This is a genomic window from Comamonadaceae bacterium M7527, from assembly GCA_021044545.1.
In the GTDB taxonomy this organism is placed as follows: Bacteria; Pseudomonadota; Gammaproteobacteria; order Burkholderiales; family Burkholderiaceae_C; genus RS62.
This window is the reverse complement of record CP087990.1, coordinates 1,076,052-1,093,953: the sequence shown is the minus strand read 5'-3', so window position 1 is coordinate 1,093,953 and position 17,902 is coordinate 1,076,052. Positions and strand designations below refer to the sequence as shown.

Annotated in this window: 16 protein-coding genes and 1 tRNA gene; 10 read left to right on the top strand and 7 right to left on the bottom strand. The window is 58.1% G+C overall.

Features of this window, described 5'->3' with window-relative positions:
• Positions 1 to 28 precede the first annotated feature (28 nt).
• Positions 29 to 1,054, bottom strand: coding sequence for a hypothetical protein (locus tag LN050_05260; protein ID UFS57207.1), 1,026 nt, complete (start codon positions 1,052 to 1,054; stop codon positions 29 to 31).
• A 54-nt stretch (positions 1,055 to 1,108) separates the two neighbouring features.
• Here LN050_05260 and LN050_05255 point away from each other — a divergent pair, with 54 nt between their 5' ends.
• The 8 genes from LN050_05255 to LN050_05220 all read left to right on the top strand — a co-directional run bounded on the left by LN050_05255 (position 1,109) and on the right by LN050_05220 (position 8,600).
• Complete coding sequence (locus LN050_05255) at positions 1,109 to 2,365, top strand: lipoprotein-releasing ABC transporter permease subunit (protein ID UFS57206.1); 1,257 nt, start codon at positions 1,109 to 1,111, stop codon at positions 2,363 to 2,365.
• Positions 2,358 to 3,059 (top strand): ATP-binding cassette domain-containing protein, encoded by a 702-nt coding sequence (locus LN050_05250; protein ID UFS57205.1) that lies wholly within the window; start codon positions 2,358 to 2,360, stop codon positions 3,057 to 3,059. Before LN050_05255 ends, LN050_05250 begins: the two co-directional genes overlap by 8 nt.
• Before the next feature lie 9 nt (positions 3,060 to 3,068).
• A complete protein-coding gene (locus tag LN050_05245; GenBank protein ID UFS57204.1) occupies positions 3,069 to 3,902 on the top strand; it encodes a TatD family hydrolase in 834 nt (277 codons plus the stop codon).
• Positions 3,903 to 3,994: 92 nt separating this feature from the next.
• On the top strand, positions 3,995 to 4,768 hold the full coding sequence (locus tag LN050_05240; protein UFS57203.1) for a spermidine synthase: 774 nt from the start codon (positions 3,995 to 3,997) through the stop codon (positions 4,766 to 4,768).
• 31 nt (positions 4,769 to 4,799) lie between these two features.
• Positions 4,800 to 6,083: a DUF3422 domain-containing protein gene (locus LN050_05235; protein ID UFS57202.1), complete on the top strand. Its 1,284-nt coding sequence runs from the start codon at positions 4,800 to 4,802 to the stop codon at positions 6,081 to 6,083.
• On the top strand, positions 6,080 to 6,787 hold the full coding sequence (locus LN050_05230) for a Crp/Fnr family transcriptional regulator (GenBank protein UFS57201.1): 708 nt from the start codon (positions 6,080 to 6,082) through the stop codon (positions 6,785 to 6,787). The genes LN050_05235 and LN050_05230 overlap by 4 nt, the downstream gene beginning before the upstream one ends.
• A 112-nt stretch (positions 6,788 to 6,899) precedes the next feature.
• The gene (locus LN050_05225; GenBank protein ID UFS57334.1) at positions 6,900 to 7,766 is read left to right on the top strand and encodes a DMT family transporter; all 867 of its coding nucleotides are present in this window, start codon (positions 6,900 to 6,902) and stop codon (positions 7,764 to 7,766) included.
• Between the two features lie 36 nt (positions 7,767 to 7,802).
• On the top strand, positions 7,803 to 8,600 hold the full coding sequence (locus LN050_05220) for an SDR family oxidoreductase (GenBank protein ID UFS57200.1): 798 nt from the start codon (positions 7,803 to 7,805) through the stop codon (positions 8,598 to 8,600).
• Positions 8,601 to 8,613: 13 nt separating this feature from the next.
• Here the strand turns inward: LN050_05220 and LN050_05215 are convergent, their stop codons facing one another.
• Positions 8,614 to 9,576, bottom strand: a complete 963-nt coding sequence (locus tag LN050_05215) for a DMT family transporter (protein ID UFS57333.1) — start codon at positions 9,574 to 9,576, stop codon at positions 8,614 to 8,616.
• 110 nt (positions 9,577 to 9,686) lie between these two features.
• Here LN050_05215 and LN050_05210 point away from each other — a divergent pair, with 110 nt between their 5' ends.
• Positions 9,687 to 10,670, top strand: a complete 984-nt coding sequence (locus LN050_05210; GenBank protein ID UFS57332.1) for a quinone oxidoreductase — start codon at positions 9,687 to 9,689, stop codon at positions 10,668 to 10,670.
• Positions 10,671 to 10,753: 83 nt separating this feature from the next.
• Here LN050_05210 and LN050_05205 read toward each other — a convergent pair whose 3' ends face one another.
• From LN050_05205 to LN050_05185, 5 genes are all read right to left on the bottom strand, one after another.
• Entirely contained in the window at positions 10,754 to 11,899 is a 1,146-nt protein-coding gene (locus tag LN050_05205) for an aminotransferase class V-fold PLP-dependent enzyme (GenBank protein UFS57199.1), read from the bottom strand.
• Between the two features lie 43 nt (positions 11,900 to 11,942).
• Positions 11,943 to 12,467, bottom strand: a complete 525-nt coding sequence (lspA, locus tag LN050_05200; GenBank protein UFS57198.1) for a signal peptidase II — start codon at positions 12,465 to 12,467, stop codon at positions 11,943 to 11,945.
• Between the two features lie 68 nt (positions 12,468 to 12,535).
• Positions 12,536 to 15,379, bottom strand: a complete 2,844-nt coding sequence (gene ileS / locus LN050_05195) for an isoleucine--tRNA ligase (GenBank protein ID UFS57197.1) — start codon at positions 15,377 to 15,379, stop codon at positions 12,536 to 12,538.
• Between the two features lie 118 nt (positions 15,380 to 15,497).
• Complete coding sequence (locus tag LN050_05190; protein UFS57196.1) at positions 15,498 to 16,556, bottom strand: bifunctional riboflavin kinase/FAD synthetase; 1,059 nt, start codon at positions 16,554 to 16,556, stop codon at positions 15,498 to 15,500.
• Between the two features lie 147 nt (positions 16,557 to 16,703).
• A tRNA-Leu gene (locus LN050_05185) sits at positions 16,704 to 16,791 on the bottom strand.
• Positions 16,792 to 16,952: 161 nt separating this feature from the next.
• Between LN050_05185 and cysM the strand changes: the two genes are divergently transcribed.
• Positions 16,953 to 17,882: a cysteine synthase CysM gene (gene cysM / locus LN050_05180; GenBank protein ID UFS57195.1), complete on the top strand. Its 930-nt coding sequence runs from the start codon at positions 16,953 to 16,955 to the stop codon at positions 17,880 to 17,882.
• The last annotated feature ends 20 nt before the right edge of the window (positions 17,883 to 17,902 follow it).

Here is a 17,902-nt window from a genome sequence, read left to right as displayed (position 1 = left end):
GTCTGGTGTCGTTGTGTGCTGCTCGCGCTTAGTGTGGCGTGAGGGCACTGGGTATGGTGTTGGCTTGTTGGGCTGGGCGCATTGTGAGCTTGCGCGCCATGCCCAACAACCAACTGCCTGTCTTGGGTTGGGGTTGTGTGGCGGCCAAAGGGGGGCTGGCATAGGTTTTGATGCCGTTATGACTGGCAAAGCTCACGCAAATGGCCTGGCTGTTGCCCAGGCTTAGCAGCGCTTTTATGCAGCTTGCGTCCAGTGCAGCCCAGGCGGCTTGCCAGTCGAAGGGCTTGTGAACATGCAGGGACAAGTCATGCACTTGTTCAACCTGGTTTTGCGTTGTAAGAGGCTGCGCCAGCGCGCCAGCGCCTTGCAGCCACACGCCGCTAACGGGTGGCAAGCCCAGGGCTTTACGCTGGTCGTGCACAGGGTGTGTGTAAAACAGCATTTGCGCTTCGTTTTGCAGGCGGCGCATCCACTTGGCGGCTTCGGTGTGGGTGGTGCTAAAGGGCAGCCAGCCATCCACACTGTTGTTGGCGGCCTTTTGTAGTGACGGGCTCACAATGCCGCGCAGACGTTCGCCCACCATCAGCCACCGGTCTGAGCTGACGTATCGCAGTTCAACACCGTCCTCGGTGCACAAGGGCTTTAGAGCGGCCAGCAAGTCTTGGCTGTGCTTTGCACTTAAGTTCAGTTCGTTGGGGTGGCTCAGGCGTACATCGTTCATGCCAGCGGTAATGTGCACAGGGTGTAGCCATGCCGCGGGTGTGTTGGGGGGCAGTTCGTCGCTCAGCGCCAGCGCCGCCAAGGGCAGGGGCTGGTCAAGTAAGTCGTGTGTGCTGTCGGGTTGCCAGCCCAGGGCGCTGGCCCACGCCCGCTCAAGTGGCGTAGCCCAGTCGTCAGGCAGGGCTGGTGGCTGCGGTACGGCTTGCCAGCTGGCCAGCAGCGCCTGGGTGTGTGGTGCTTTGTTGTGTATGGCCTGGTCCATGGCTTGCACCTGTGCGTCGTCGCCCTGCCAAGTGGCATCAGCTATGTAGACGTGGCGAATGGGCATGGACATAAGGGAAACCAGTGGTAAGCCTGCCACAATAGGCAAACCGTCATTATCACCGTCATGAAAATACCCTACGAACTCAGTATTGGCTGGCGCTACACCCGAGCGGCCAAATCCAGCGCAAAAAACGGCTTTATCTCGTTTATCTCCGGCGTGTCCATGTTGGGCATTTGCCTGGGCGTGGCTGCGCTCATTATTGTGTTGTCGGTGATGAACGGCTTTCAAAAAGAGGTACGCGACCGCATGCTCAGCGTGCTGGCCCACGTTGAGGTGTTTGAGGCAAGTGGCCAAGCCGTGTCAGACTTGCCCAGCTTGCTTCAGCGCCTTGGCACCCAAGAGCATGTATTGGCCGCAGCGCCCTTTGTGGCGGCGCAGGCGCTGGTGTCCAGGGGCGACGATATGCGCGGTGTGGTGTTGCGTGGCATAGACCCTGCCCTGGAACAACACGTCACGCCTTTGGTGGCAGACATGCCTGCTGGTCTGCGTGAGCAGTTGAAGAGCGGTGAGTTTGGCGTGATTGTGGGCGGCAACTTGGCGCGCTCGTTGGGTGTGGGTGCAGGCGACACCGTCACGCTGATAGTGCCCAGCGGCCAAATGACGCCTGCTGGCGTGGTGCCGCGCTTAAAGCAAATGAAGGTACTGGGCGCATTTGACTCTGGTCATTACGAGTTTGACGCGGGTTACGCTTACTTGCACATGAATGACGCAGCCAAGTTGTTTCGCCTGGCGGGCCCAACCGGTGTGCGTCTGAAGCTGGACGACTACAACCTCGCACCGCAGGTGGCGGCCAGCGTGTCTGCCAGCCTGGGTTTTGACTACGTGGTAAGTGACTGGACACGACAAAACCGCAATTGGTTTGCTGCCGTGCAAGTGGAAAAACGCATGATGGCCATCATTCTCACGCTCATCGTGGCGGTAGCGGCGTTTAACCTGGTCAGCACCTTGGTGATGACGGTCACCGACAAACGCGCAGACATTGCCATATTGCGCACCCTGGGCGCCACGCCGCTCAGTGTGATGGGTATTTTTGTGGTGCAAGGTGCTGCCGCTGGCGTCATGGGTACTTTGGCTGGCCTGGGGCTTGGTCTTTTGGTGGCTTTTAATGTCGACGTGATCGTGCCCTTTATTGAGCAACTGGTGGGTGCCAGCTTTTTGCCGCAAGACGTCTACCTCATCAGCCGCATGCCCAGCGACCCGCGGTGGGGCGACATATTTCCCATTACCGTTATTTCGTTGGTGTTGGCTTTTGTCGCCACGCTATACCCCAGCTGGCGTGCCAGTCGCATTAATCCAGCGGAGGCTTTGCGCTATGAGTGAGCTTTTGAGTCAGCGTATGGGTGAGGTCGTCAGCGCCGTTAAGCTCAGCAAGCGCTTTACCGAAGGGCGCCTGGATGTGACCGTACTGCGCGAGGTGTCTTTAAGTGTTGCTGCTGGCGAGACGGTGGCCGTGGTGGGTGCATCAGGTTCTGGCAAAAGCACCTTGCTGCATATTTTGGGCGGCCTGGACAAGGCCAGCAGTGGTGAGGCGTCCTTGTGCGCCAGTAATTGGGCCAGCATGAGCGGTCAGGCGCAAAGCCAATGGCGCAACAGACACTTGGGCTTCATCTACCAATTTCATCACTTGTTGCCAGAGTTCTCAGCACTGGACAACGTGGCCATGCCACTGTGGATTCGACGCCAAGACAAAGCCAGCGCCAACGAGCAAGCTGCGGCCATGTTGCGCAAAGTGGGCTTGGGTGAGCGTTTGCATCACCGTCCTGCAGAGCTGTCTGGCGGTGAGCGGCAGCGCGTGGCAGTGGCCAGAGCGCTGGTGACGCAGCCCGCCTGCGTGTTGGCAGACGAGCCCACGGGCAATCTGGATAGAAGCGCTGCCCAAAACGTGTTTGAGCTGATGTGTGAACTCGCGGCGCAGCAACAAACTGCCCTGGTGGTGGTGACGCACGACGTCACGCTTGCGCAACAATGTCAGCGCCAATACGCCTTGGTGGGCGGGGTGTTGTCAGCTACTTAAAAGGCTACCGTGCTGATAGATACGCACTGCCATTGGGACGCACAAGAATTTGGTGCCGCGGGCGGGAGCTTGCGTGGCCAGGCCTATGCCATGGGCGTGCGCTTGTGTGTGGTACCTGCCGTAGAGGTGGCCAACTTTGACACGGTGCGCCGCTGGGCGCATTGCCACCGTGATGCCTACGTGCTGGGCATTCACCCGTTGTATGCGGTAGATGCCACGCCCCTACAGTTGGCGCAGCTGGACCAGGCTTTGGGTGATTTGAGAGACGACCCCAGGCTGGTTGGTGTAGGCGAAATTGGCATAGACGGCTTTGTGCCGGCGTTGCAAACGCCAGCGGCCTTGTCCAAAATGCACCATGTTTATCGGGCACAACTCAAACTGGCGCGCAAGCACAACCTACCCGTGGTGTTGCATGTGCGTCAAAGCGCTGATGCGCTGCTAAAGCATTTGAGAGAGGTGCCAGTTGTGGGCGGTATTGCACACGCCTTCAACGGCAGTGCGCAACAGGCTAAAGCGTTTACACAAATGGGTTTTGTGCTGGGCTTTGGCGGCACCACCACCTTTGACACATCGCAGCAAATCAGGCGCTTGGTCACTGGCTTGCCTGCTACCGATGTGGTGTTGGAGACAGACGGCCCTGATATGCCACCTCAGTGGATTTACGTGCGCGCCAAAGACCGCGCAGCGGGCATTAGCCAGGGTCTGAACTCAAGCGTGCACCTGCCAGCCATTGCACGCGTGGTAGCGCACTTGCGTGGCGTGAGCAGCGTAGCGCTGGCCCAGCAAACCACCGCGAATGCCATGCGCGTTGTGCCCAAACTGGCGCAGCTTCTTCAACATTAAAAATACATTTATGCGCATACATTAGAAGTACGCGCATAAATGATGGTGGATACTTGAAAGCTTGTACTCACTCATTGCCGATCGCACCCAACATGGCCAGACCCAACAAAGACGCCTTAGCACTGCCAGAAGTCAACTTTTCAGAGGACGGTGACGTGCGCTATTTGCACTTGGGCTCTGAGTGGGTGCAGGGCTCCATGATCTTGGACAAGCCTTTTGAGATTGAGTTGGACTATGTGCGTCGCATGATGGCGTGGTTGTTGTTTGTTGACCTGGACGATGTCAAAGACTTGCACGCTATGCAGTTGGGGCTGGGTGCAGCGGCGCTGACCAAATACTGCTTTAAAAAGCTGGGCATGCTCACCACGGCGGTGGAGATCAACCCGCAAGTGGCGATGATGTGCCGCCAATGGTTTAAGTTGCCGCCCAACCAGGCCCGCCTGAATGTGGTGATGGGCGACGCGGGCGAGGTGATTCGCCAGCCCGAGTGGGCCGGCGCGGTAGACGCCTTGCAAGTGGACTTGTACGACCATTTGGCCGCAGGCCCCGTGCTGGACAGTGTGGATTTTTATGCAGATTGCAAGCGATTGCTAAGCCTGAACGGGGCTATGACTGTGAACTTGTTTGGCCGTCATGCCAGTTTTGATGTGTCTATGGCCAACATGGCGCAGGTGTTTGGTGAAGATGCCATTTGGGCCTTCACACCCACGCGTGAAGGCAATTGCGTGGTACTGGCCCAAGCCCGCGCCAACGAGCCCAGTCGCATGGCGTTGCTCAAACAAGCGCAAGCTATTGAAGACCGCTACGCTTTACCAGCCGTGCATTGGCTGAAAATGTTCAAACCTTGGCGCGATGCTGCCAAGTAACTGACGCAACTCCCAACTTATTGGACACGGTATGAACAATCACCCACAACGTCTGTCGTTGCACAACGAGATTCACGCAAGGCCGCCAGAGCCTTTGCCTCCGCCGGTGGCGGTAACGCACGTGGTGATGTTGCTGCAGTCCCATGAACGAGAGGCCAGCCATGCCCACTTTGCGCAGTTGCTCAGCGACCATCACCTGCCTGAGCCCCAGGCTGGTGTGAATCACATGCGCGCTGACATGGGCGCTTTCAGGTTGCGCTGGGAGATGCATACCGAGTTTGTGAGCTACACCTTTATGCGCAACTTGAGTGCACAAGCGCTGCCAGACCAGGCCGTGCCCAAAGCCCTTGAGGTGGTGCCTACCGCGTGGTTGGATAGCATGCCCGGTGAGCTGGTGTGCCACATGCACGTGACTGCTATTGCCGAGGCGGATGCAGTGCGTGGCTCCAGGGTGCGTGCCACGCTCAGAGACGAGTCGCTGACAGGCGCTGTGGTGGCAGACAGCCAGGCAGTGGTGTTTACCGACTTTGCGATTCAGGCAGACGGCGCCACTCAGACGCTGGTGCTGGTGCGAGAGTTGTCGCCCCGGCGCTTGGGTAGATTGGTGCAGCGTTTGTTGGAAATTGAAACCTACCGCATGATGGCGCTGCTGGGCTTGCCCATAGCGCGCGATAGTACCGGCATGCTGAGCCGTGGAGAGGCCGAACTCGCCTCATTGGCCCAGGCTATTCGAACAGCAAGGCCAGATGATGAACCTGCCTTGCTGGACAGATTGACGCGATTGGCTGGCGAGGTAGAGGGCTATTACGCGGCCACGCATTCGCGTTTTTCAGCAAGCAGTGCCTACTTTGACCTGGTGATGCGCCGCATTGACGACATAGCCGAAGAGCGCTTGGAAGGCTTGCAGTCCATCAAGGACTTCATGCAGCGCCGCTTGACTCCAGCCATGAGCACCTGCGACTGGTCACAGCGCCGTCAGCAAGCTTTATCCGAGCGTATCTCTCGCATGAGCAACTTGCTACGCACCCGTGTGGAAATTGAGCAGCAAGACAGCAGCCGTGCCTTGCTGACCACCATGAACCAGCGCCAAGAACTGCAGCTCAAACTGCAGTCCACGGTGGAGGGCTTGTCCGTGGCCGCTATTACCTATTACCTCACAGGTTTATTGGGCTATATGGCCAAAGGTGGCAAAGCAGTGGGTTGGCCGTTTTCGCCCGAGATGACCATGGCTGTGGCCGTGCCTGTTATTGCGCTGCTGGTGTGGTGGATGTTGAAGCGCTTGCAAAAGCGTGTGCACGGGGATGTACACGCGTGATACCGATTAAGACCGAGTCCGCATGGAAGGGGACCTCCGACTGTCGCGACTGCGGTATACGCGAGTTGGCTTTGTTTGGGGACTTGCAAGAGCAAGACTTCAACCTCATACATTCGCCCATAGATGATTTAGAGTTCGCGCCTGGCGCGCTGCTGCAGTCGCGCGGCGACAAAGTGGCGCACGTGCTTACCCTGCGCGTGGGCATGATCAAGCTGGTACGCAACTCGGTGGACGGACGTGCCCGCATTGTGCGCATTTTGCGTCCGGGTGACGTGATTGGCCTGGAGGTGTTGGCCAGCGGCCAAGTGGACAACGACGCCGTTGCCTTGTCTAGCGTGAAGGTGTGTCGCATACCGGTGGCCGTGGTCAACCGATTGAACGAGCACACACCGCGCGTGCACCAGCGCTTGCTAGGCGCGTGGCACAAAAGCCTTAAAGAGGCCGATGACTGGCTGGCCGACTTGAACTTTGGCACCGCACGACAACGCGTGGGCAACCTGGTGCTGAAGATGCGTACCAGCGCCGATGCGGATTTGGTGACCTTGTTTTCACGCGAAGACATGGGCGCCATGATGGACTTGCAGCTAGAAACGGTGAGCCGCACCATCAGCGCCTTTGTGCGCGAAGGTCTGATAGAGCCTTTGGACAAGCAGGGGCGGGTCTACAAGGTGTGCAATGCCGCCGGGCTGCAAGATCCCAACTGACATCAACAAGCCCATTCACCCCGGCCGGTAGCGTTTTTTATGCAACATCGTATCTGTGAGACATTGCAACGTGCAGGCTAAAACGGGCGTCGGTGCCAGCCTTGGCGCAGGCATGCTCATGGCCGCTGTCGGTGCTATTGCCTTCAGCGGCAAAGCCATTATTGTGAAGTTGGCATACCGCTATGGCGTTGATGCGGTGACCTTGTTGATGTACCGCATGCTGTTTGCCTTGCCGCTGTTTGTCGCTATGGCGTGGTGGGCTGGGCGCGGCAAGCCAGCGTTGGGCAAGCGACAGTGGTTGGCTGTGCTGGGGCTTGGTTTTTCCGGCTATTACATGGCCAGTTTTTTGGATTTTTGGGGCTTGCAGTACATCACGGCCAGCCTTGAGCGCTTGGTGTTATACCTCAACCCTACGCTGGTGTTGCTGTTGGCCTGGCTGGTGTACGGCCAGCGCATCACACTGCAGCAGGCGTTGGCCATGGGCGTGAGCTATGCGGGCGTGTTGCTGGTGTTTGCGCACGAGGTGAGTTTTGAGGGTTCGGCAACAGCCATTGGCACTTTGCTGGTGTTCGGCAGTGCCGTGAGCTACGCCGTGTACCTGATGTTCAGCGGTGAGTTTGTCAAGCAGCTGGGCAGCTTGCGCTTGGTGGGCCTGGCTACCACTGTGGCCTGTTTGTTGTGCATTGCACAGTTTGTGGTGTTGCGCCCCTTGAGTGCAGCGATGGTGGCGCCTGAGGTCATACAACTATCGGTATTCAACGCAGTGTTTTGTACGGCGGTGCCCGTTGTGCTGGTGATGATGGGTATTGAGCGCATTGGCGCAGGCCTGGCGTCGCAGTTTGGCATGATTGGGCCTATGTCCACCCTCATCATGGGCAGTGTCCTATTGGGTGAGCCGTTGAATGCCTGGATAGTGGCGGGCACCATATTGGTATTGTTGGGCGTTTTTTGGGCCAGTCGCCTGAAGCGCCTCGCGTAGCGGTGCGTATTTTTTGAACTTTATTGGAGTAAAGCAATGGACTTGGGTTTAAAGGGCAAGTGGGCCCTGGTATGTGGTGCCAGTAAAGGCTTGGGTTTTGGTTGTGCGGCCAATTTGGTACAAGCGGGCTGCAATGTGGTGGTGGCTGCACGTACCGAGCTGCCCTTGTATGACGCTGTGGCCAAGCTCAAGGCCATTGGCGATGGTGCGCAGGTCATTGGCGTGGCCAGTGATGTCACCACGCCAGAGGGGCGCGCTTCTATTTGGCAAGCAGTGGGCGGGCCAGGCATGAACTTTGACGTGTTGGTAACCAATGCGGGCGGCCCCCCACCCGGTGACTTCAGAGATTGGGAGCGCGAGCACTGGTTGGCCGCTATTGATGCCAACATGCTCACCCCCATTGAGCTGATCAAGGCCACGGTAGACGGTATGGCCCAGCGCGGCTTTGGACGCATAGTCAACATCACCAGTGGCGCAGTGAAGGCACCGATTGATATTTTGGGACTATCTAACGGCGCCCGTTCAGGCCTGACCGGTTTTGTTGCGGGTGTGGCGCGCAGTGGCATTGCCGCTCAAGGCGTGACCATTAACAACTTGCTGCCTGGCGCGTTTGAGACAGACCGTCTGAAGCAAACCATGGCGGGTGCGGCCAAAAAAGCCGACAAGCCAGTGCAGGCCATCATGGACCAACGCCGTCAAACCATTCCGGCCAAGCGCTTTGGCACGGCAGATGAGTTTGGTGCCATTTGCGCATTTTTGTGCAGCCAACACGCGGGCTTTATCAACGGCCAAAACATACTCGCTGATGGCGGTGCTTACGCGGGCGCGTTTTAACGCAACTTGCGTATCAAGGCATGGCGCGCGGCTTGCGGCTGGACACCACAATGCCGCCCACAATCAGCGCAAAAGCGACGACGTGGTAGCCGTGCGGCGCCTCGCCCAGTATCAGGGTGGACAGTACAGCCGCAAACAATGGGGTGAGGTTGGCAAAAAAGCCAGCCACTGAGGCGCCTGCAATGGCAATGCCTGCGCCCCAACAGCGGTAGGCAATGAGGGCAGGGCCCACCGCCACGTAGGCCAAGGCCGCCATCAAAGGCAAGCCCCAAACCAGCGTGGGTGGGGCGCTGCCCTGCAAGGCAGGCCACGCCCACTCTGCGCTGGTAAAAACGCCTGACCACACCACGCCAAACAGCATTTGGGCCATGAGGTAGGTGATCCAGTCCGACTTGAGCTGCGCTTGGGCCGGCGAGGGGCTGGACAGCAGCCAGCTGTAAGTGGCCCAGGCCCAAGTGGCCAGAATCATCCAGCCATCGCCTGCCACCAATTGCACGCTGCCAATTTGCGACAAGTCACCGCGCAGCAGCACCAGCAACACGCCGGCCAGCGACAGGGCTGCACCGACCCAGGCCCTGGTGCTGATACGTTGCCCAAAAAACACGCTGCCAATCAGCAGGACCCAGACGGGCATGCTGGCCGCCACCAGCGTCACGTTCATGGGTGTAGAGGTTTTGAGCGCCAGGTATTGAAACGAGTTGTAGCAACCCATGCCCGTCAAACCCAATAACGCCAGCCTGGGCCAGGCGGCCAGCAAGGTGTGGCGCTGCTTCCAGATGCCAAGCGCAAAAGGTGCCAGCAGCACACTGGCCAGTGTCCAGCGCAACAAATTGAGTGTCATGGGCGGCACCACATCTGCCACCAGGCGGCCCACAATGGCGTTGCCAGCCCATAGCAACGGCGGAATACTCAGGAATACAGCGGCCTTGAGCGTGAGGGTTTGAGCGACGAATGTGGGCGACTGGTGGGTGGTCATAGCCGCCATTGTCGCCCACTCTGGCGAGCCACCATGGCGACTGCAACCAACAGGCTTTTCTGGCACCATACGGGCTACTTCCAATAACGATTAAAGGACACCTAGCCATGATGAGCAACGCCATTCAATTCAACCAAACCGGCGGCCCAGAGCAACTCAAGTGGGTTGAAGTACAGGTGGGTGAGCCCGGCGCCGGTGAGGTGCGCATTCGCCACCATGCGGTTGGCCTGAACTTTATTGACGTGTACTTTCGCGCAGGTCTATACCCTCTTAACTTGCCAGCAGGCTTGGGCATGGAAGGTGCGGGCGTGGTGGAGGCGGTTGGCGCCGGTGTCACGCACCTGAAGGCCGGCGACCGCGTGGCATACGCCTCCCAGCCGCCAGGCGCTTACGCTGAAGTGCGCGTCATGCCCGCCATGAATGTGTGCGTGCTGCCTGATGCCATCAGTTTTGAGACGGGCGCGGCCATGATGCTTAAAGGCTTGACAGCCCAGTACCTGCTGAAAAAAACCTTGCCCGTACAAGGCTTGCAAGCGGGTGATCATGTGTTGTTTCATGCTGCCGCAGGTGGCGTAGGCCTGATTGCCTGCCAATGGGCCAAGCACCTGGGCTTGCAGCTCATTGGTACCGCTGGCTCTGATGAGAAGTGCGAGCTGGCCAAAGCCCACGGTGCAGCGCACACCATCAACTACCAAACCGAAGATTTTGTTGCTCGCGTGAAAGACATCACTGGTGGCAAAGGCGTGAAAGTGGTTTACGACTCTGTTGGCAAAGACACCTTCGCGGGCTCTATAGACTGCTTGCGCCCCTTTGGTCTGATGGCCAGTTTTGGCAACGCTTCTGGTCCGGTAGACCCTGTTGCGCCAGGCATGTTGGGCCCTAAAGGCTCTTTGTACTTAACCCGCCAAACGTTGTTCAGCCACATCAGCAGCCGCGAAGCCACGCAGGCCATGGCTGATGATTTGTTTGAAGTGGTAGGCAGCGGCGCCGTCAACATTCGCATTGACCAACGCTATGCGCTCAAAGACGTGGCGCAGGCACATGCCGACCTGGAGGCGCGCAAGACCACTGGCTGTACCATTTTGACGGTGTAAGCGCGGCAACACAGGGCGCCGTGGGTGTGGCGTGACGTGCCGCCATGGACACACCCAATCAGCTTGGGTGTGACAAGCTTGGCTTAAGCAGCCTGAGCGGCGGGGGCGACTGTAGACAAGGCTTTGGCGAGGGCGGCTACGGCGCGGTCGCTGTCGTGCCATTTGTCCAGGCCAAACAAGCCTATGCGAAAGGTCATGAAGTCTGGACCTTCGTCACACTGCAAGGGCACGCCCGCGGCGGTTTGCAGGCCCACTTCTAAAAACTTCTTGGACGATTGCAAGCCTGGGTCGGTGGTAAAGCTGACCACTACGCCCGGTGCTTGAAAACCGGCAGCGGCGACTGAGGTAAAGCCGTGTTGCTCCAGCAAGGCGCGGACTTTGGCACCCAAGGTCATTTGTTCCTCGCGCACACGGTCAAAGCCATAGGCTTGCGTCTCGGCCATGGTGTCGCGCAGCTTGGTGAGTGCGTCTGTAGGCATGGTGGTGTGGTAAGCGTGACCGCCGCCTTCGTAGGTTTCCATAATGCCCAACCAGCGCTTCAGGTCCATGGCAAAGGTGGTGCTGGTGGTCGAGTCAATGGCGCTTCTGGCGCGCTCGCTGAGCATAACCATGGCGCAGCAGGGTGTGCTGCTCCAGCCTTTTTGGGGCGCGCTGATCAGCACGTCTACGCCTGTGGCTTGCATATCGACCCACATGGCGCCTGAGGCAATGCAATCCAGTACAAACAAGCCGCCGACTGCGTGCACCGCGTCAGCTACGGCTTTCAAGTAGTCGTCGGGCAGCATCATGCCAGCTGCGGTTTCCACGTGCGGTGCAAACACCACGGCGGGCTTTTCGGCGGCAATTGCCGCCACCACGTCCGCAATGGGGGCGGGTGACCATGCAGCTTGCGCCTCAGTGCTGGCGGGTCTGGCTTTCAAGACGGTGTGGCTTTGGGTGAAGCCGCCCATATCAAAAATTTGTGTCCAGCGGTAACTGAAGTAGCCGTTGCGAATCACCATCACGTGCTGCTTGTGGGCAAACTGCCGAGCCACAGACTCCATACCAAAGCTGCCACTACCTGGCACCAGCACCACGCTGTGTGCGTGGTATGCGGTCTTCAGCATGCTGCCAATGTCGCGCATGACGTCGCCAAAGCGCTTGGACATGTGGTTGAGCGAGCGGTCTGTGTAGACCACTGAAAACTCGAGCAAGCCGTCTGGGTCAACGTTGGGTAACAGTGCAGGCATGGGGAGCTCCTTGTTGTGTGTGGGTTGCTTGTTGGGCAGTTGCTTATTGTGCGCTGCGTTTGGTGCGGCTAACACGAATGATTTCGTCGGCAATCAGCGACACGGCGCCAATGGTGATGGCTGCGTCCGCCACATTGAAAGCGGGGAAGTGGCCTTGGTAAAACACGGGTGTGAGCCACCGCCAATGGAAGTCTAAAAAGTCCACCACATAGCCGTGCATGATGCGATCCAGGACGTTGCCTATTGCGCCGCCCATGATGCAGCTCAGTGCAAAGGAGAACAGGGTTTGTGTGCCCTGGCTTTTGAGCATCCACACAATCCACACCACAGTCGCTACTGCAATGCCGGTAAACAACCAGCGCTGCCAGCCGCCTTCGGTGGCCAGAAATGAAAAGGCTGCGCCGTAGTTGTGTACGCGCACGATGTTGAAAAAGTCTGTGACCACCACCCCGCCGCCAGTGGCAAAGTTGGAGATGATCAACGCTTTGGTGAGCTGGTCAATCAGGACCACAACAGCCGCGAAAGCCAGCCATACGCCAAAGGGTGTGCTTTTTTTACGTTCAAACATGTAGGTGCGTGGTGTTCATCATTCAATACCAAAAATACCAAATAGTTCGATTATTGCCTGTCAATGCATTAAGAGATATTGGCCACGCAACGTCCACATAGTGTGGCATGTTGGGCGTGCGTGCCTACATCGGCCACATAGTGCCAGCAGCGCTCACACTTGGCGTCACCGCTGGCTTGCACGGCTACGCGCAAGCGATCAGCTGCTTCGAGCGTGACCCTGGAGGTGATGAAGACAAAGCGCAAGTCGTCGCCCAAGCTTTGCAACAAAGCCAAATCAGCCTGTGGCGCACCTACGAGCAACTCGGCTTGCAATGATGAGCCTATGTCGCCTGCGGCGCGGCGCTCTTCAATGGCCTTGTTGGCCACTTCGCGTATCTCGCGAATGCGTGCCCACTTGGCTTGCAAGGCTTCATCTGCTGCGGGTAGCTCAGCGTAGGTTTGCACAAAAATTGAGCCTTGCTCTGGCGCCAAAATGGCCCAGGCTTCTTCAGCTGTAAAGCTCAAGAACGGTGCCATCCAGCGCAGCATGGCCTGGTTGATGTGCCATAGTGCGGTTTGCGCACTGCGCCTTGCCAATGACTTGGGTGCGCTGGTGTACAAGCGGTCCTTGAGCACGTCCAGGTAAAAGCCGCCCAAGTCTTCAGAGCAATAGATTTGCAGTTTGGCTACCACAGGGTGAAACTCGTAGCGATCAAAGTGCGCCAATATGTCTGCCTGCATGTTGGCCGCCAGGCCCATGGCAAAGCGGTCAATTTCCAGCATGTCCTCAATGGCCACGGCGTCTATAGCGATGTTGAAGTCGCTGGTATTGGCCATTAAAAAGCGCAGCGTGTTGCGAATGCGGCGGTAGCCGTCTACCACGCGAGCCAGGATTTTGTCATCAATGCCCAAGTCGCCAGAGTAGTCGGTCGAAGCCACCCACAATCGGATAATCTCAGCGCCCATTTTGGAGCTGATGGTTTGCGGTGCCACCACGTTGCCCACGCTTTTACTCATCTTGCGGCCCTGGCCGTCAACCGTAAAGCCGTGGGTCAGTAGGCTCTTGTAGGGCGCTCGGCCATACATGGCACAGGCTGTCAACAGCGATGAGTGGAACCAACCGCGGTGTTGGTCGTGGCCTTCCAGGTACAGGTCGGCCTCAGGGCCAGACTCGTGGGCCGCGCCTGCGTGCGATCCTTTAAGCACGGTGGTGTGCGTGGTGCCAGAGTCAAACCATACTTCCAAAATGTCTGTGCTCTTGGTGTAGTGGGCGGCTGTGGCTGCGGGCTCGTTGATGGCCGCCACAATGTCTGCGGCGCTGAGTTTGCTCCAGGCCTCAATGCCGCCTTGCTCTACGACAGCGGCTGCCAAGTCGATGATGTCTGGCGTGCGCGGGTGTAGCTCGCCCGAGTTGATGTCCATCAAGAACGGCAACGGCACACCCCAGCTACGCTGGCGGCTGATACACCAGTCCGGGCGGTTGGCAATCATGTCGCGCAGACGCGTTTTGCCGTTTTCCGGGTGAAACTCGGTTTGCTCGATAGCGGCCAAAGCCAGCTGGCGCAGGGTTTGTGGCGCTTTGTCTTTGGTGAATACGCCGTCGCCTTCGTCCATGCGTACAAACCACTGCGCCGCAGCGCGGTAGATCACTGGCGTTTTGTGGCGCCAGCAGTGCGGGTAGCTGTGGCTTATGTTCTGGGTGGCCATTAGGCGGACAGCTTCGCCCAACACTTCTATGATGCGTGGTGCAGCCTTCCAAATGTGCATGCCGCCAAACAAGGGCAGGGTTTCTTCATAGCAGCCATTGCCTTGCACGGGGTTCAAGATGTCGTCAAAGGCTAGGCCGTTGGCCACGCATGAGTTGAAGTCATCCACACCATAGGCTGGCGATGAGTGCACAATGCCGGTGCCGTCTGAGGCTGTGGCGTAGTCGGCCAAGTAAATGGGTGACAACCGCTGGTAGCCAGCGTGTACGTCAAACAAAGGGTGTTTAAACGTCAAGTGATCAAGCGCTTGTCCCTTGCAGGTGGCGACCACTGTGCCTTCTAGCTGGTAGCGCTCTAAACAGCTGGCGACCAGGTCCTGGGCCAACAGCAAATAGCCCTTGGTGGTTTCAACCAGGGCGTAGACCAACTCGGGGTTGACGTTGAGGGCTTGGTTGGCGGGAATGGTCCAAGCCGTGGTGGTCCAAATCACCACAAAGCTTTTAAGCGATGGCTTGGGCAGTGCGGCCAGGCCAAACGCGGCGCTGAGTTGGGCAGGCTGTGCCGCTTCAAAGGCTACGTCCAGGGTTTGGCTCTTCTTGTCTGCATATTCAATTTCAAACTCGGCCAGTGAGCTGGCACAGTCAAAACACCAGTGCACAGGCTTTAAGCCACGGTACACAAAGCCGCGTTCCATCACGCGCTTGAAGGCGCGGATTTCATTGGCTTCGTTGGCAAAGTCCATGGTGCGGTAGGGCTTATCCCATTGGCCCAACAGTCCTAAGCGTTTGAAGTCGACCATTTGCTGGCCAATTTGCTCGGTGGCAAAGGCGCGGCTTTTGGCTTGCATGTCGTCGCGCGCCAAGTTGCGTCCGTGCAGTTTTTCAATGGCGTTTTCAATGGGCAAGCCGTGGCAGTCCCAGCCAGGAATGTATTGCGCGTCAAAGCCGGCCAGCTGCCTTGCTTTCACGATCATGTCTTTGAGCACTTTGTTGGCGGCGTGGCCAATGTGGATTTGGCCGTTGGCGTAGGGCGGGCCGTCGTGCAGCACAAACTTTGGCCTGCCAACGCGTGCGTCGCGCAAGCGCTGGTAGGTGCCCTTGGCTTCCCAGTCAGCCACCCACTGTGGCTCGCGCTTTGGCAAGTCACCGCGCATGGGGAACGGTGTGTCCGGCAGGTTGAGGGTTTTGCTGTAATCGGTCTTGGTGCCGGAGTTGTCGCTGGACATGAGTTGGGTCTTTACGTGAGGCTAAAAAGTGGCCCGCAGCGCTTTGGCGCATGGGCGGACAAAAGAGGCTTACCAGCGTGCCGTGAGGCAGGCGATAAAGCGCAGATTGGTGCGAGCTTCAAATTCGGTCGCGTGTGGTTTGGCGCTGGGTTTCGGTGTGCACCGAGGTGTGGCCAGACGCGGCGTTGCTGGCCAAATAGGCGCGCGCGTCGTCGCAGTCTTGGTGAATGCCTGCAATCAAGGCGTCCAGACCCTCGTATTTCCGCTCGTCGTGTAGTTTGTGTAGTAAATCCACTGAGATGATTTTACCGTAGGCCTCACCACCGGGCAGGGTCTGCGCCATGCTGCTTGGCCAGTCCAGGCAATGGGTTTCCAGCAGCACCCGCCCGCCGTTGACATCGGTTGGGTCTAGTGAGGGTCTGATGCCCAGATTGGCGACGCCCGCTATGGGTTGGTTGTCCAGGCCATGCACCTGCACCACAAAAATACCGCTGGCAGCTGGTTTCCAGTGTGCAAAGCGCACATTCAGCGTTCTAAAGCCGAGCTCGCGCCCCAGCTTGCGCCCGTGTACCACGTGGCCTGATACCCGGTAGGGACGCCCCAGCAAGGCTGTGGCTTTGTCCATGTCGCCCGCGCTCAAGGCGTCGCGCACAGCAGAACTGCTTACCCGCAGACCGTGTACTTCGTAGCTCATCATGCGGGCCACGTCAAAGCCCAGGCGCTGACCCTGCGCGTCCAGCAGCTGGTAGTCGCCAGCGCGTTTGGCGCCAAATTTAAAGTCGTCGCCTACCAGTACGTATTTGGCACCCAAGCCGGCAACCAGGGTGTCGTTGATAAACGCATGGGGTGTTTGGCTGGCCAATCGCTGGTCAAAGGGCAGCACCACACATTGGTCTATGCCGCAGTCTTGTAGCGCGGCCAATTTGTCGCGCAGCTTAGCAATACGCGCCGGAGCCATTTCCGGCTTGTTCATGGCTTGCGCAAAGTAGTCGCGCGGGTGCGGCTCAAACACCATGACGCAGCTGGGTATGCCGCGCAAGCGCGCCTCGTTGGTGAGCAGCGCCAACATGGCTTGGTGGCCCCGGTGTACGCCATCAAAGTTGCCAATTGTCAGCGCGCAGCTACCCGCCAGCAAACTGCGGCTGTGGTTGGTGGGTAGTCCGTGGTGAATGCGCATGGCCAATGGTGCAAAGAGTGCTAAACCGGCTATTTTGACTGATTCGCAAGCCTGTTGGCCTGGCCACTATCCAGTGGGGTCTTGGCGTTGACAGTTGAATGGGCAAGAAAAAAGCCCTAAAGCAGGTCTGCTTTAGGGCTTGATCTTTGGTGCCGAGGGCCGGACTCGAACCGGCACGGTGTTTTGCACCGGCAGATTTTGAATCTGCTGCGTCTACCAATTTCGCCACCCCGGCGGGTATCGAAGACAGCGATTATGGCACAGTTTTTTGTGGCTTCTTGGCGCGCTTAAAAAGATTTGCAAATGATTGTGTTGGTGCGATCGGTGCCGCTGCGGTGTTTGTGGCACAGTTGCGTTTGTTGTTATTCCATGGCTGCAACCAGTCCATTTATTGTTATGTCTACCGTACCTCCCTCCAGCGCCAACGTTTACCCCACCATTGAAGCTGCTATTGGCAAAACGCCGCTGGTGGCTTTGCAGCGCATTGGCCGTGAGGTGTGCGAGGCGCGTGGCAACGTTATTTTGGGCAAGCTGGAGGGCAACAACCCGGCTGGTTCTGTGAAAGACCGCCCGGCCTTGTCCATGATTCAGCGTGCGCAAGAGCGCGGAGACATCAAGCCCGGCGATACGCTGATAGAGGCCACCTCTGGCAACACCGGCATCGCCTTGGCCATGGCCGCTGCCATCAAAGGCTATCGCATGGTGTTGATCATGCCGGAAGACTTGTCTATTGAGCGCGCACAAACCATGAAGGCGTTTGGTGCTGAGCTGATACTCACGCCTAAAAGTGGCGGCATGGAATACGCAAGAGACTTGGCCGAGCAAATGCGCAACAAGGGCGAGGGCGTGGTGTTAGACCAGTTCGCCAACAGCGACAACCCACGCATTCACTTTGAAACCACTGGCCCGGAAATTTGGCAGGACACGTCTGGGCGTGTGACGCACTTTGTGAGTGCCATGGGCACCACTGGAACCATTACTGGCGTGTCACGGTTTCTAAAAAAACAAAACAAAGAGGTGCGCATTGTGGGTGCGCAACCCGAAGAGGGCTCTCGCATACCTGGTATACGCAAGTGGCCTATCGAGTATTTGCCCAAGATCTATGACCCGGCCAATGTGGATGAGCTGCGTTTGGTAAGCCAACAAAGCGCTGAAGACATGTGCCGCAGATTGGCGCGTGAAGAGGGTATTTTTGCTGGTATTTCGGCTGCTGGTGCGGCGCAAGTGGCCTTGCAGTTGGCCAGTGAAGTTGACAACGCCACCATCGTGTTTATTGTGTGTGACAGGGGCGACCGCTACTTGTCCACAGGCGTGTTTCCCGCTTGAGCGCTACCGTGTCTGGCGCG